Source organism: Bacillus sp. JJ1474, from assembly GCF_036965225.1.
Taxonomy (GTDB): Bacteria; Bacillota; Bacilli; order Bacillales; family Cytobacillaceae; genus Cytobacillus.
Genome location: NZ_JBALPC010000028.1, coordinates 22,350 through 37,676, shown reverse-complemented (window position 1 = coordinate 37,676; position 15,327 = coordinate 22,350). Strand labels below are relative to the sequence as shown.

Annotated in this window: 14 protein-coding genes; 12 read left to right on the top strand and 2 right to left on the bottom strand. The window is 37.5% G+C overall.

Annotation, left to right across the window (positions count from 1 at the left end; all coding sequences use genetic code 11):
- Positions 1–8: 8 nt before the first annotated feature.
- Both V7164_RS04365 and V7164_RS04360 read right to left on the bottom strand, forming a co-directional pair.
- Complete coding sequence (locus tag V7164_RS04365; protein ID WP_335344589.1) at positions 9–848, bottom strand: family 1 encapsulin nanocompartment shell protein; 840 nt, start codon at positions 846–848, stop codon at positions 9–11.
- Positions 849–868: 20 nt separating this feature from the next.
- Positions 869–1,429 carry an IMEF encapsulin system ferritin-like cargo protein gene (locus V7164_RS04360; protein ID WP_335344590.1) on the bottom strand — a complete coding sequence of 187 codons (561 nt, stop codon included), beginning with the start codon at positions 1,427–1,429 and terminating at the stop codon, positions 869–871.
- 280 nt (positions 1,430–1,709) lie between these two features.
- On the opposite strand from V7164_RS04360, the gene V7164_RS04355 reads away from it, so the two are divergent.
- The 12 genes from V7164_RS04355 (at position 1,710) to V7164_RS04300 (ending at position 15,325) form a co-directional block, all read left to right on the top strand.
- The gene (locus V7164_RS04355; protein WP_335353489.1) at positions 1,710–3,008 is read left to right on the top strand and encodes a HAMP domain-containing sensor histidine kinase; all 1,299 of its coding nucleotides are present in this window, start codon (positions 1,710–1,712) and stop codon (positions 3,006–3,008) included.
- Positions 3,009–3,184: 176 nt separating this feature from the next.
- Complete coding sequence (locus V7164_RS04350) at positions 3,185–4,057, top strand: ABC transporter ATP-binding protein (protein WP_335344591.1); 873 nt, start codon at positions 3,185–3,187, stop codon at positions 4,055–4,057.
- A 14-nt stretch (positions 4,058–4,071) separates the two neighbouring features.
- The gene (locus V7164_RS04345; RefSeq protein ID WP_335344592.1) at positions 4,072–4,869 is read left to right on the top strand and encodes an ABC transporter permease subunit; all 798 of its coding nucleotides are present in this window, start codon (positions 4,072–4,074) and stop codon (positions 4,867–4,869) included.
- Positions 4,870–4,887: 18 nt separating this feature from the next.
- Positions 4,888–5,538: a TetR/AcrR family transcriptional regulator gene (locus V7164_RS04340; RefSeq protein WP_335344593.1), complete on the top strand. Its 651-nt coding sequence runs from the start codon at positions 4,888–4,890 to the stop codon at positions 5,536–5,538.
- Between the two features lie 239 nt (positions 5,539–5,777).
- Positions 5,778–7,067, top strand: coding sequence for a polysaccharide deacetylase family protein (locus V7164_RS04335; RefSeq protein ID WP_335344594.1), 1,290 nt, complete (start codon positions 5,778–5,780; stop codon positions 7,065–7,067).
- 115 nt (positions 7,068–7,182) lie between these two features.
- The gene (locus V7164_RS04330) at positions 7,183–7,944 is read left to right on the top strand and encodes a MerR family transcriptional regulator (RefSeq protein ID WP_335344595.1); all 762 of its coding nucleotides are present in this window, start codon (positions 7,183–7,185) and stop codon (positions 7,942–7,944) included.
- 230 nt (positions 7,945–8,174) lie between these two features.
- Positions 8,175–9,356 (top strand): M20 family metallopeptidase, encoded by a 1,182-nt coding sequence (locus tag V7164_RS04325; RefSeq protein WP_335353480.1) that lies wholly within the window; start codon positions 8,175–8,177, stop codon positions 9,354–9,356.
- A gap of 144 nt (positions 9,357–9,500) precedes the next feature.
- Positions 9,501–10,712, top strand: coding sequence for a M20 metallopeptidase family protein (locus V7164_RS04320; RefSeq protein ID WP_335343814.1), 1,212 nt, complete (start codon positions 9,501–9,503; stop codon positions 10,710–10,712).
- Positions 10,709–12,277: an ABC transporter substrate-binding protein gene (locus V7164_RS04315; protein WP_335343815.1), complete on the top strand. Its 1,569-nt coding sequence runs from the start codon at positions 10,709–10,711 to the stop codon at positions 12,275–12,277. The genes V7164_RS04320 and V7164_RS04315 overlap by 4 nt, the downstream gene beginning before the upstream one ends.
- A gap of 214 nt (positions 12,278–12,491) precedes the next feature.
- Entirely contained in the window at positions 12,492–13,409 is a 918-nt protein-coding gene (locus V7164_RS04310) for an ABC transporter permease (RefSeq protein ID WP_335343816.1), read from the top strand.
- 17 nt (positions 13,410–13,426) lie between these two features.
- Complete coding sequence (locus V7164_RS04305; RefSeq protein ID WP_335343817.1) at positions 13,427–14,353, top strand: ABC transporter permease; 927 nt, start codon at positions 13,427–13,429, stop codon at positions 14,351–14,353.
- Between the two features lie 9 nt (positions 14,354–14,362).
- Entirely contained in the window at positions 14,363–15,325 is a 963-nt protein-coding gene (locus V7164_RS04300) for an ABC transporter ATP-binding protein (protein ID WP_335343818.1), read from the top strand.
- Positions 15,326–15,327: the final 2 nt, after the last annotated feature.

Genomic DNA, 15,327 nt, shown 5'->3' with positions numbered 1-15,327 from the left:
CTTACTCCTTATTTCTCCGGATTATCCAGTGTACAAATTGCGGAAGGCTGTTTGATTCTAAGAACGACTGTTTCATAAACGCGGAATGGATGATTCATGCCTTCATCCCCAAGATAGGCAATATCAAAATCCTCAGAGATGGCTAAATCTAAATTATTCCTGCCAGTGTTAACAAGTACGCCTGTTTTTCCTTTTAAAACAGGTGATTGAAAAACACCGTCTGTGACAAGCTCGCGAACATGCTCAATTTCCAGTACATTCGTATCCTTATGTACACGATGCAAAAGGGAGTAAAGCTCTGGGGACAAGACAAGTGCATAAGGTCCATTATGGTTCATATCAAGCAATTTATTTCTGGCATCCACGACATCCTGAAAGGCGCTTCCTGACTCATACCAATTTCTGATTAAGTGGGTGAGCCGTCCTCTTACACTCATTAATCCTGGAATATCAAATTCCTTTGATCCGTGAAAAATCATCTGATCCTCTAAAATAGCGACATCACGTGAGGCATTGGCCGCACTGGAAAAATCGATGGGAATGTCCAGTACCTTTGCCTGCTCAATATCACGCCAATAAAGAACAAAATCCTTATAGAGCATGGGGATCGTATAATTAACGCGTTTGCTTGATTCGATAATTGTGTCAAAGGACCCTTGGAAATCAATTTTCGCTTCATGGCTTTCAGTGTAAATATCGTTAAAAATGCTTTGCACGCCTCTGCCAAGCGGCCCATATAATTCGATAAATCGGCGCCCTATTAACTGTCTCCGGGCAGCATCTATGACAATCTGCTGAAGATGATTGTACTCTGAACTAGAAAAAGGCAAATCTGGTGAATAACTCATTTCTTCTCCTCACTTTAAAATTATCTTAAACTACCTACCGTAAATCCTTTTTTTCCTGAACTCATTTTCATCTCCTGTACCGTGACAGGAGTGGCTAAATGGTCATGGTGTTCATCATGATGGGCATGTGGATCCACATAATCATGGTCGAATTGCTTATTTATTCCCATCAGCATTTCTTTTACTTGCTGATAATCAGCATAGGCATCCGTTCTTAATTTTTTTAGTAACGTGCTCCGTTCTTCATCCGTAAATTGAAAGAGTGCTAAATCCAGGTGTTCAACAAAATTATGTAAGCCGAACTTTTCAAGGTTTAATTCCTGCAGAAGTCGATTAAATTCATTGTTTGTTGGGGTAAATGCATGATCGTCTTTTATGCCTTCGAACTTAGCAATAAGGGGAATTAATATTTCCAGTCGAGAAAGTCTTTGTTCCTCTTCCTCGTAAATATGGTGGTAATATAGTCGCTCATGATCATCTTTAGCAAACTCTATGACAGGATCCAGCATACTCATAAATTTTTCAATCGCTTCCTTCGTTGTTGAAAAAATCCGATAGAATATCGTTAACTCATCTCTCAAAAACCATTACACCTCCTGCGCTTTTCACTGTTACTCATTATGGTCCATGACGGCAGGTATTCATACATACAAAGAAAAGATTAAAATAAATATTTCAGGGAATTTCCTTATAGGCATTTTTTTTTATCCATGCTATTATTTTAATATTCAAATTTATTTCCCTCATACCTTTTTCCTATGTTAGATTGGGTCTGTTCTTGCCACTAGTAATTGGAAAAAGGTAAATCGCAGCAGGAAAGTGAGTTGGAATTTAAATCTTATTGGGGGAGGAATTAGCGTGATGATTGATGGAAGCAGCAATTTACTCTTAAACTTATTAGTTATTCTTATTACGATGACTGTTCATCAATTTTGGGTAGAAAGTAAACCAAACTGTTCTTTTGTCCAAAAATATGCCATCTTATTTACATCTGCTGCAGCTATTCTTCTATGTATGGTCTTTTCCTTTTATGTGGAAGGGGGCGTTCAATTTGATTTGAGAAGAGTACCCCTTTGGTTCGGAACTATTTATGGCGGTCCAATGGTAGGGATTATACTTACAGTGGAAACGATTCTCGTACGTCTATTTACCGGAGGAACTAACGGAGCTACTGGTGTGATTATTACTTTAATCACTACTCTTCTTTTTACCGCGATAACGATCTTGATTCGACCCTTTTATTTTCGTTTGAGAACTTTTAATAAAGTACTGATCGCATCAACGATGATTACGATGTTTTCCTTTATCATTTTAGTAACGGTTTCATTTTATAATAATGAATTGTTTTCATTTAAACTTTGGTCGGACTTCTTGCTTACCAATCTGATAGGAATTATTCTTGTTCATCTATCATTGGAAGCAATTAGGAGGAACTATTTACTTCGGATGAAGCTTCTACATTCAGCTAAGATAGATGTTGTCGGACATTTAGCTGCTGCTGTTAATCATGAGGTGAAGAATCCCCTTACTACCGTTCGCGGAATGATGCATTTACTGAAAGAAGATCAGTCTCTTCCGACTGAAAAAAGGGAAGCTTTTTTTGAAATTGCATCGCAGGAGATAGATAGAATTGATAAAGTTGTATCTGACTATTTAACGTTTGCAAGGCCATATCCTGATAAAATTGAACAGATATCGGTACAAAAGGTTTTATCTGAGTCTGTTGACATTGTAAAGCCTTTGGCAGAACAGGCAAAAATTCAACTTGATATATCCAGCTGTTGCCCTTGTCACGTTTCTGGAGATCACTCTAAATTTGTACAAGCCTTAGTAAATATTTTAAAAAACAGCATAGAAGCCTCGACTATTGGAGGACAAATAAAGGTAAGAACTGAAATAAAAGAAGATTTATGCATAATTTCAATAAAAGATAACGGTGCTGGAATGAGTGAAACCATCCTTGGCAAATTAGGAGAACCTTATTTTACGATGACAGGCAATGGTACTGGTCTCGGCATGATGGTTGTTTTTCGAATCATTGAAAGCATGAACGGAAAAATAAATATAAAAAGTAAACTAGGTGTTGGAACGGAGGTCATCCTTGAAATCCCTACATCCACTTGTGAAAAAATGAAGATAATGATCCCGAGGGTTGGTTAATGCCTTTATGTGAAAGTGAGAACGCTAATGATTTTACAATAGCGTTCTCACTTTTTTTATAATCCGTCATATATGTATAGATGTTAGGGAAAATATTGACTCATCAGTCAATTGATATTAAGATTAAATTGACTATTCAGTCAATATCTGTTTGCACTCAAAAGGAGGGTTTAGATGTGGGTATTGTAGAGCTTAAGAATTTAACGAAATCCTATAAAAAGAATCGAGGGATTATGGATGTTTCTTTTTCCATTGAAGAAGCTGAGATTTTTGGGTTTATCGGTCCGAATGGTGCAGGGAAAAGTACAACAATTAGAACCCTATTGAATTTCATCTATCCGACGAGCGGCAGTGCAACAATTTTTGGCAAGGATATCATTAAACATTCAAAGGAAATTAGGCAAAACGTTGGTTATTTGCCATCTGAGGTTCATTATTATGATGATATGAAGGTTGTTGATTTATTAATATACTCGGCACGTTTTCATGGAAATTTTAACAGCACCAGAATGAAGGATTTGGCTGCTAGACTTGATCTTGATATCAATCGGAAAATTGAAGACCTCTCTTTTGGAAATCGCAAAAAAGTAGGAATAGTGCAAGCCTTGCTTCATGAACCAAAGCTGATCATTTTAGATGAACCAACGAGCGGGCTTGATCCTTTAATTCAGAATCACTTTTTCGAGCTCCTTGCAGAAGAGAGGGATAAGGGGGCGACCATCTTTTTCTCCTCCCATATTTTAAGTGAAGTTCAGAAAATGTGTGATCGAGTGGCGATTATTAAAGAAGGTAAGCTCGTGGCAGTTGAAACGATTGAACATCTGACGAAAAATAAAGTGAAAAATATTACGATTACATTTGAACAGTCTGAACAGTTTTCTTTTACAGTGGATGGGATATTAAAACGAGAAGTAAATGGAAAAGAAGTAACTCTGCTTTATAGCGGGGAGATTAAAGCACTTCTTCAGCATCTTATTGATTTACCTGTTCAAGATGTGCTTATAGAAGAGCCGACTCTTGAAGAAGTATTCATGCACTATTATGAATAGAGGGAGGGAGATCAATGATTTTTAAAAGGGAGTTTAGACGCGGGCAAAAGTCACTCATCATTTGGAGCTTGGTGCTTGCGGGATTAATTATCTGGCTATTGAGCATTTTTCCTCAGTTTGCCGAGGGGCAGAAGTCAATTCAGGCTTTGTTTGATGCCTATCCAGAATCCATGAAGCAAATGTTTGGGATGGACCGGCTTAATCTGGGAACATTAATTGGTTTTTACGGCATTGAGGTCTACATGATGACGACTCTTTTAGGAAGTATTTATGCAGCAATGCTCGCCTCAAACATTCTTGCCAAAGAAGAAAATGAAAAAACGATTGAATTTTTACTATCTAAGCCTGTGTCAAGAAGCCAAATTGTAGCGGAGAAGCTTATGGCTGTGATTGTCAATATAGTAATCTTAAACATCGTATCCACGATATCGAGTATCATTGGCTTTCAGTTTGCTAAAGAAGAAGCGATCCCGTGGAGCACTTTTGCATTGCTGACCATATCAACTCTGTTATTGCATGTAACTTTTGCTGCGCTAGCCTTTATGTTCTCTTCGATTTTGAGAAAAACAAGGAACGTCCTATCGATATCACTAGCGGTTGTGATTGTTTCTTACTTTATCAATATCATGTCAGGTTTATCCGAGGATTTGGATATCCTTAAATATTTCAGCCCGTTTAAATATGTTGACGCAGCTAATATAATTAATGAACATATTATTGAATCAATTTTCTTGCTACTAATGGGAGCAATTATCCTTATTAGTATCATCGTCTCATTTATGATATATAAAAAGAAGGATATTTCAGTCTAAAAAAGTAGGTGCTCATTCTTGTATTCAGTTTTTGAAAAGCAGCCACAGGAGAAAAAGGATCTAATTTTAAAAGTGGCGATTGAGGAATTTGTAAAAAATGGCTTTGAAAAAGCGTCTACCGATACGATTACGAGCAGAGCAGGCATTTCAAAGGGGATTCTTTTTCATTATTTTAAAAGCAAGAAAAATTTATATATTTATCTGGTAAGTTATTGTGTCGATCTCCTTACCGAAATAACAATGGAAGCACTAAGAAAGGTGAAATCAGATGACTTTTTTGAAAGGGTAAAAGAAATTTTTCTATTGAAGCATGAAATCATTGCGCCCTTTATGCAGGAAACGCTGCTTATCACTGATGCCTTATTAAATCCCCCTGTTGCAATGAGTAAGGAAATGCAGGACATTCTTAATAAACATTTTGAAACTTATCAAAAGGAATTCATGCTGGAGCATATTTATCTTAAAGAGCTTATTCATATAGATAAGCTAAGAGAAGGAATTTCTGTTGATACAGTTATTAATATGACGATGTTTATTGGTGATCAATTAGGAAATAAATATCAAGCACTCTATAAAAATAAGCTTTATGACTTTTTCACAGAGCCAGATCCCCTTGCTCAGGAGTTAAATGATTACCTAGAAATTGTGAAAAATGGGGTATATAAATAAAAGATAAAATGTTGCAATTGGCCCAGCGGTTCTGTATAAATAGACTATTTATCGCAGATTAACGGGCTGTAAGACACCCACTTCAAGAAGTTGAGTAAAACAAAAAATTACTCAGTGGGGGATCAACAGCCCGTAAAGGCCCGATTGGTTCAACTAACAATCAGTGGGGGATGAAGGTAAACCCCCACTGATTGAAGTTTCACTTTATAAGGCATTAATAGATCCAGGGGGTATGTTCTATGACGATGCAGAATATCATAAAGCTCACAGTATATTTATCTTTGCTCTTTGTCATATCCGCTTGTAATTTTGTAAAGAACCCCCCACCTGAAAATATCCATCAAAAAGAGAATGCCTTACAACCAAAAGAGGTAAAGCCTTCCGCAATAAATTTGGATGAAGTGCTGGAAAAGGCTCAAACTGGGATGATCATTGATAGTCCATTTAATGTATTGAATAGCAATATAGAGCAGGTTAAAGCCCAATGGGGAGAACCCGACAAAGTAGACAAAGCAGGCTACGGTTCCTATGCTTCCTATCATAATAAAAATGTCGTACTAGGGTTTAATATGCAGGATGAAATCTTTGATGTCCGTTCCTATAGGAAGAATTTAAATGAAGTTACACTTGAACATTTGGAAGAAGCATTTGGTGAGCCATCGGATATAAGAGAGCTTAGTAATGAGAAAATTTATGTTTACATTTTAAAAGAAAACATTGAATTAAAATTTGTGATTCCGAAAAATAAAACTGGAGTCAATCACATATCTGTTTTTAATCCGCAAAGAGCTATGGTAAAAAGTCAAGCAGATAATGAGTATTCTCTCGATATTAAAGGGGCATCGAATCAATTGACGGCTGCAGCTTGGAGAAAAATGAAAAATTGGCGAGAGCAAATCGTCCTTTTTTCGCACGAGCAGAAAAATGTCTATATAAATGGTCCCAATAGAAAAATGGTTGCGTTAACCTTCGATGATGGGCCTGATGAAACTGTCACTCCAGCCATTATTGATATATTAGATGAATATCAGGTACCAGGCAGCTTCTTCTTTTTAGGGAAAGAAGTTGTGAAGCACCCAGATGTGGTAAAGGATGCTTTTGAGAAAGGAAACTTGATCTTAAGCCATAGCTATAATCATTTAGACTTAACTCGGCTGAATATTGAAGAGATTCGAATGGAAATGGATAAAGCAGGAGAAGCGATAAAGTCGGTAATAGGCAAAGAGCCGGCAATTCTCCGGTCACCATATGGGGAAACGAATGACCAAGTTGCTGCTGTTGCGCAAGAAAAAGGCTATTCGATTATACTTTGGTCCATTGATACGCTGGATTGGTCACAAAAGGAAGCCGAAAACATTACAAACAATGTGGTGGAAAATGTTCGAAATGGCGATATTATTCTCATGCACTCTGATTCTGATAAGACGGAGACTCAAAGAGCTCTTCCATATATAATTGAAGCATTGCTGGAACAGGGATTTGAAATTGTTGACTTGGAAACATTATTACATGTAAAAGCTTATAAATAGGTGTTTGAATGGGCCCATTACCTCGATATTCGGTAAGGGTTTTTCTTTTTGAAAAAAGCTATTGACCTTAACGTTGCGTCAAGGTGTAAATTTAATTTAAGAGGAGGTTTTGCGAATGGAATATACGGTGCAGGGATTGGCAAAATTAGCTGGGGTCAGTACCCGGACATTACGATATTATGATGAAATTGGCATTCTAAAGCCGGCAAGAATGAATTCATCAGGATATCGGATTTACGGGAAGTCAGAGGTTGATAGATTGCAGCAGATACTTTTTTACAGGGAATTAGATGTGAGTTTGGACGATATAAAAAACATCATAACATCACCAGCCTTTGATGGGGCCCATGCACTAAGAGAGCATCGCGAAAAACTCCTGGAAAAAAGAAAACAGCTAGATGCCTTAATTACTAATGTGGAGAAAACCATTGAACAAACAGAAGGGAGAATTCAAATGACGGATAAAGAAAAATTTAGTGGATTTAAGAAGAAAATGATTGAGGATAACGAGAAGAAATATGGGAAGGAAATGCGAGAAAAGTATGGCAATGATACAATCGATCAATCTAATGCAAAGCTCATGAATATGACAGAAGAGGACTATGAAAAGGTCACAAATCTGGCAAATGAGGTTACCGCTACTTTAGCAGCAGCGTTCGCAATAGGAGATCCAGCAGGTGACCTAGCCCAAAAAGCAGCAGATTTGCATAAACAATGGCTATGCTATTATTGGAAAGAATACAGTAAGGAAGCGCATGCGGGTCTTGCCCAAATGTATGTGGATGATGAGAGATTTACGGCATATTACGATAAGGAGCAGCCAGGCACAGCTGAGTTTTTAAGGGATGCTATCTACATTTATACGGGGATAAAGTAAAGAGAATGGATTCATTGTCAGACTTTTTTGTTAATTATTTAAAAATAACTTTTTAGAAAAATAACAAAACTTTATTGCGTCAATGTGATAAAAGTGATATCTTTATATTCAAATAATAATAAAAAAGTAATTAATGGTCATGTTTCTAAAGAATGCTTGCTAATTAAGGAGCATTTTTTATTTTTACTTTCTGAATGTGAAAAGTTTATCAATGTTTTAAGGAGGTTTTTATGAAAAACGAAATATTCCGTATTCTTGAAAGTGACTATCCTTTAATGGTACAAATTCGCCGAGATTTTCATATGCATCCAGAACTTTCATTTAAAGAGGTAAGAACCCCTAATAAGATTGCCGAGTTTCATAAAGAACTAGGATTAGAAGTTAAGACAGGGGTTGGAGGGAGAGGTGTAGTTTCAACATTAAGAGGCGGAAAGCCGGGAAAAACAGTTGCTTTAAGAGCAGACTTTGATGCCCTGCCCATACAAGATGAGAAACAAGTTGAATATAAATCAAAAGTTGAAGGAGTCATGCATGCGTGTGGACATGATGCGCATACTGCGAGCCTGCTTGTCTTGGCAAGAGCATTAACTAGTGTGAAAGAAGAAATTGCAGGAAATATTGTATTTATTCATCAGCATGCAGAAGAGGTACTTCCAGGAGGGGCAATTGCCATGATTGAAGACGGCTGCCTTGAAAACGTTGATGCGATTTTTGGTACGCATGTTAGGTCAACGATTCCGAATGGAAAAATTGGCTATCGATCTGGATATATGATGGCAGCTCCTGATAAATTCAGCATTAACGTGATCGGAAAAGGCGGGCATGGTGCATATCCGCACGAAACGGTAGATGCAATAGTACTAGGTAGCCAGATTGTTGCTAATCTACAAAATATTGTAAGCCGCAAGTTGAATCCACTAGACACTGCAGTTGTAACGGTAGGGTCATTTCATGCGGGAAATGCCTTTAATGTCATTTCAGATAGGGCAGTTATTGAGGGAACCGTTAGAACTTTTGATGAAACAGTACGAACTAAAATTGAAGAAGAGATTGGAAATATTGCTAAAGGGATTTGTATGTCGGCAGGTGGATCGTGTGAATATACATATACCCGTGGCTACCCATCACTATGGAATCATCCGAATGAAACAAATCTTGTTGTAGAAGCAGCAAATAAAGTGATTGCGCCTGAAAATGTGTTTGAGATTACACCAATCATGGGTGGAGAGGACTTTTCTTACTACTTAAAGCATGTGCCTGGTTCATTTTTCTATACATGTGCAGGGAAGGCGGATATTAGTGCTAACTTTCCGCATCACCATCCTAAGTTTGATATTGATGAAAGAGCTATGCTTGTTGCTGCGAAGACATTAGCAATGGTCTCATTAGACTATCTTAATAAGTCGGAATAATTATATTAAAAAAATTGTTTGACTATTAACGCATTAACGTATTATAGTAATACTATTAAAAAGACAGACAATTTTAATAAAGAGAAAAAATTTTAATATATTTATAAAATTATATTAAAAAGTAAGTAGGGGGTAATTTTGGCTATGGGAACTTCAATGAAATCAGAAATTCTTGAAAAAGCCTATGAGCTTAAAAATCAGTTAATAACATGGAGACGCGATTTTCACCAGCATCCAGAATTGGGTTTTGAAGAAGTTAGAACATCAAAAATTGTTGCCGAACATTTAGAGTCTTTAGGAATCGAAACAACAAGAAATATCGGAAAAACTGGTGTTGTTGGATTGATAAAAGGGAAAAGCGAAGGCCCTACGATTGCATTAAGAGCAGATATGGATGCTTTACCGATGGAAGATCGGAAAACAGTCGATTATCGTTCAAAGGTTCCGGGAAAGGCTCATGCCTGTGGTCATGATGCTCACACGAGTATGCTTATGGGAGCCGCGAAAGTTTTGGCTGAAATGGGAGGACCAGAGAAGGGGAACATTAAATTTATTTTCCAACCTGCTGAAGAGGGATTAGGCGGAGCTCCGGCAATGATTGAGGATGGGGTGTTATCTAATCCGACAGTTAATAGAATTGCAGGGTTACATATAGATCCTATGCTGCCATCTGGAACTCTAGCTGTAGTTCGGAATCAGGCAATGGCTGCAGCTGATACGTTTGAGGTAAAAATAATTGGAGTAGGCGGTCATGCTGCTAGACCACATCAAACTGTTGACTCTATTACTGTAGCAAGTGAAGTAATTTCAGCATTGCAGCATGTTGTAAGCAGACAAATTGATCCGTTAGATCCTGCGGTATTAACCATTGGGAAAATTGAGGGCGGCAGTGCTTACAATATTATAGCTCCAGAGGTTACTTTTATTGGAACTGTCAGAACTTTAAACCCCGAAGTAAGGGAAGCGATGCCGAATAAAATGGAAAGTATTATTAAAGGTGTAACAGAAGCCTTTGGTGCAAATTATGAATTTAATTACGACATGGGTTACCCAAGTGTAATCAATGATGACCAAATGGTTGATTTGCTTGATCAAACCGCTAAGGAATTAGTTGGTGATTCAAACTTTAATTATATTAAACCATCGATGGGCGGAGAAGATTTTTCCTATTATACAAAACATATACCAGGCGTATTTTTCCGATTGGGAGCGAGTAAGGATGGAAGCTATCCGCTCCATCATCCGCTATTTGATATTAATGATGAAATATTGCCGCTAGGATCTGCTGCATTAGTTCAGTTGGCTCTAAATTTTCTTAATAATGAAACAAAACAACATAATGGAGGACAATCATGAAAAAGCTTAGAAATGCTAGTTTTATAGTTTTAATGGTTTTAATGGTTATTATTGCGGGCTGCAGTAATGGTGATAATGCCTCAACTGCCAATGGCTCAAAAGGAAGTAAGGGTACTGAAAATAGTGATAAGGATTTAACCATCGCAGTTAGTGCTGATGTGGCGAGTTTTGATGTTCATAACCACCAAGCAACACAAACACAAGCTATCCATGTGAATATGTTTGATTCCTTAATTGAGAAGAATCGTGATGGTGAATTTGTTCCTGATTTAGCTGACTCTTGGAAAAATATTGACGAATTAACTTGGGAGTTCACCTTAAATCCAAAGGCAAAATTCCACAATGGTGACCCGGTGACTTCTAATGATGTGAAATTTTCATTAGAGCGCGCTGCAACTGATACATCATTATTAGAAAATAAATATTTTAAACAAATTAAAGAAGTAAAAGTAATTGATGATCATACGTTTCAAGTTATTACAAATGGGCCAGACCCAGTATTGCTTAATCGTGTATCCAGACAAGGATCTGGGATCTTGCCTGCAAAATATATCGAAGAAAACGGCTGGGAGCATTTCTTGAAAAATCCAGTAGGTGCAGGACCGTATAAATTTGTTGAATGGAAAAAAGATGATCGTATCGTGCTTGAAAAATTTGCTGAGTATCATAAATATGATCCGAAATGGGAAAAAGTTGTTTTCCGTATTATCCCTGAAGATTCTACCCGTGTAGCGGAGCTTCTAACGGGTGGTGTAGATATGGCGGTAAATATCCCTCCAAGTGATTGGGAGCGAGTAAAAAATAATGAAGGCACACAAATGGTATCAGGACCAACACATCGTATCATGCAGCTGGTTCTCCGCTTAACTGATGGAAATGCAACAGCTGATCCTCGAGTAAGGGAAGCCATTGATTTAGCCATCGATAAACAATTGATCATTGACACAATTTATGGAGGAGCAGGAACACCGACGAGAACGGGAGTAACTCCATATTCATTTGGCGGGAATGAAGATTTATATGGGAAAAGTTTATTTGATCCTGAAAAAGCGAAGAAATTATTAAAAGAAGCAGGGTATGAAAAAGGGCTTGATCTTACATTAAGTGTTTCAAATGGACGTTATTTAAAGGATAAGGAATCCGCTGAATTAATCCAAGCGATGTTAGCGGAAGTGGGCGTCAACGTAACTCTTGAACCATTAGAATGGAGTAAGTTTTTAGAAAACGTGAGTGGAAAAACGTTTAAAGAAGTGTACATGGTTGGCTTTGCAAATTCTTTAGGTGATGCTTCCAATCCTTTAGGACAAGTTCACCCTGCCATTACTGCAGGTGAAACGGACTATAAGAACCCTGAGATTGAAAAGCTTTTAGATGAAGCGATGTATAATATGAATGAAGAGGCACGTGCTGAGCAATATAAACAAGTTCAAGAAATCGTGGCAGAAGAACGCCCTCGTGTTTATTTATACACACTAGACCAATTCCTTGGAATGAGTGACAAGCTAACATATGAGACACACATTGATGAATGGTATGTTGTAGATGATGTTGAAGTAGTCAAATAATAAACTTGTCTAGTGAAAAGGTCTCGTTAATGGGACCTTTTCCCTTATCAATATTAATAAAGTAACCTCAAACTACATTCAGTGAGTGACTAATTTAAACAAATTGTTATAGTCAGGGACTTACATCTGAAGAATGCGCCACATATATTAGACCTTTTACTAAAACGCCGTCTACAGGCAATACGATATTTACCATTTACAATGAGGTGAAAGGATGAAGAAATTTCTATTCAAACAAATATTACAGATCATACCTGTTCTGTTTTTAATTACATTAATTGTTTTTATACTCGTTAATGTAACGGGTGATCCTGTTACATTAGCATTACCAATGGATGCTACAGAAGAAGAACGCGAAGAATTAACCCGTGCACTAGGCTTAGACAAACCTCTCCTTGTGCAATATGGAGTTTTTATAAGTAATCTTGTTCAAGGGGATTTTGGAAATTCATTTAAATATCAAGAGGCAGCACTTCCTATCATTCTGGATCGTTTGCCTGCGACATTAGAATTGGCAACTGCCTCTATGGTAGTAGCGATCATTATTTCTGTCCCGTTAGGAATTTTATCTGCAACAAGAAGAAATTCTTTCTTGGATTTATTTATTACAGGTGGCTCTGTGCTTGGAAAAGCAATGCCTAACTTCTGGTTAGGAATCATGCTTATTTTATTATTCTCAGTTACTTTAGGCATGTTCCCAGTGTCAGGAAGAGGAACGATGGCTCATCTTGTTTTGCCAGCTATAACTTTAGGAGCTGGAATAGCAGCACAGATGACCAGATTAATTCGTTCAAGCATGCTTGATATCTTGGGACAAGACTATATTCGAACGGCTAGAGCAAAGGGCTTGGTTGAAGCAATCGTTATTAATAAGCATGGGCTGCGTAATGCCTTAATTCCTGTTATTACGATTATGGCCTTGCAAACTTCAACTTTAATTGGAGGAACACTTATTACTGAGACTGTATTTGCGTGGCCGGGAATGGGTCAGCTTTTAATACAATCAGTGAATGCCCGTGACATGGCAGTAGTTCAAGCAGCAACATTTATCATTGCATTGTTTGTTATTTTCAGTAATTTATTAGCCGATTTAGCTTATCGTTTTCTAGATCCAAGAATTAAATATGATTAAAGTATAGGGGGGATTTCATGTCTTTACCAACTCATATGGAAAAAATAAACGCTTCAAATCTAAGTAAAACTAAAGAAGTAGGAAGATTTTCAAAGTTTTTATCCCAATTGTTAAAAAGTAAAACAGGAACAGTAGGATTACTAATTGTGATTCTAGTTGTAATAGGAGCAATTTTTGCACCTCTCCTTGCACCATTTGATCCTGCGGTCACAAATGTAGCAAACAGGCTGAAACCCCCTTTTTGGATGGATGGCGCTGTCGCTGGCCATCTTTTGGGGACAGATAACCTTGGCAGAGATATTTTGAGCAGAATTCTCTATGGATCAAGGGTTTCATTATTAGTAGGATTTTCAGCCGTTTTATTAGCGGGCTTGATCGGAATGGTAATGGGGTTAATATCTGGTTATTACGGTGGAATTGTAGATACAATCATCATGAGATTAGTAGATTCCTTTTTGGCAATCCCGAATATTCTATTTATGTTAATTGTTTTAGCGATTTTGGGTCCAAGTCTACCAACATTAATTCTTGTATTAGGCGGAATTACTTGGGTCACTTATGCAAGAATGGTACGAAGTGAAACATTAAGCATTAAGGCAAGGGACTTTGTTCGTTCAGCTAAGGCAATCGGAGCAAAGGATAGCCGAATCATAGCGACTTATATTTTGCCAAATATTATTTCATCCTTTATTGTCATTGCTACTCTAAATGTCGCCTCTACAATCATTTTGGAAGCCTCATTAAGCTTTTTAGGATTAGGCATACAGCCTCCTGATGTTTCATGGGGACTAATGTTAAGTGACGGAAGAGAATATTTAGCTACAAGCTGGTGGATCGCAACATTCCCAGGCATAGCCATTACAATTACGGTCCTGGGAATCATTTTCCTAGGTGACTGGCTGCGAGACACACTTGATCCTCGTTTGAAAGCGAAGAAGGGGTAGGGTGGTTTTGTGACAACTAAACTATTAGACATTCAAGAACTACAAGTACAATTCAAAACTGAAGGCGGCATAGTTAATTCAGTAAATAACGTAACATTCTCGGTAGATAAAGGAGAAACCGTGGCTGTCGTTGGTGAATCTGGCTGTGGAAAAAGTGTAACATCATTATCGATTCTAGGGTTGATTTCTTCTCCAGGCAAGATTACAGGCGGTAAAATTGGTTTTGAAGATAAGGATTTAACAACTATAAATAAAAAGCAGCTACGGAAAATTCGCGGAAATGAAATTGCTATGATCTTCCAAGAGCCGATGACTTCATTGAATCCAGTCTTTACAATTGGAAATCAGATGAGCGAAGTATTTCGAGTCCACCAAAATCTTTCTAAAAATGAAGCAAAGGAAAAAAGCATTGACATGCTAAACCGAGTTGGGATTCCAAATGCGGAAAAAGTAGTCAATAATTTCCCTCATCAGCTTTCAGGTGGAATGAGGCAAAGGGTAATGATTGCCATGGCACTTTCTTGTAATCCGAAATTATTGATTGCTGATGAGCCAACTACTGCACTAGATGTGACGATTCAGGCACAAATTTTAGATTTAATGAAGGAATTAAAAGAAGAGTCAAATACAGGTATGATTCTGATTACTCATGATCTAGGTGTGGTAGCTGAAATGGCTGATAAAGTAGTTGTTATGTATGCAGGGGAAGTAGTGGAAGAAGCGCCAGTTAAAGAAATCTTTGCAAATCCGAAGCATCCATATACAGAAGGCTTAATTAACTCCATTCCAAAGCTTGAAGTCCAGCAGGAATATTTAGATTCGATTACCGGTTCTGTACCTAATCCTCTTCAAATGCCTACAGGATGTGCTTTCCATCCTCGTTGCCCATTAGCAACAGAACAATGTAAATTAAGTAAGCCAAAATTGGAACAAATAAACGAAGTTCATAAAAAACGCTGTTTTAATACGTAAGG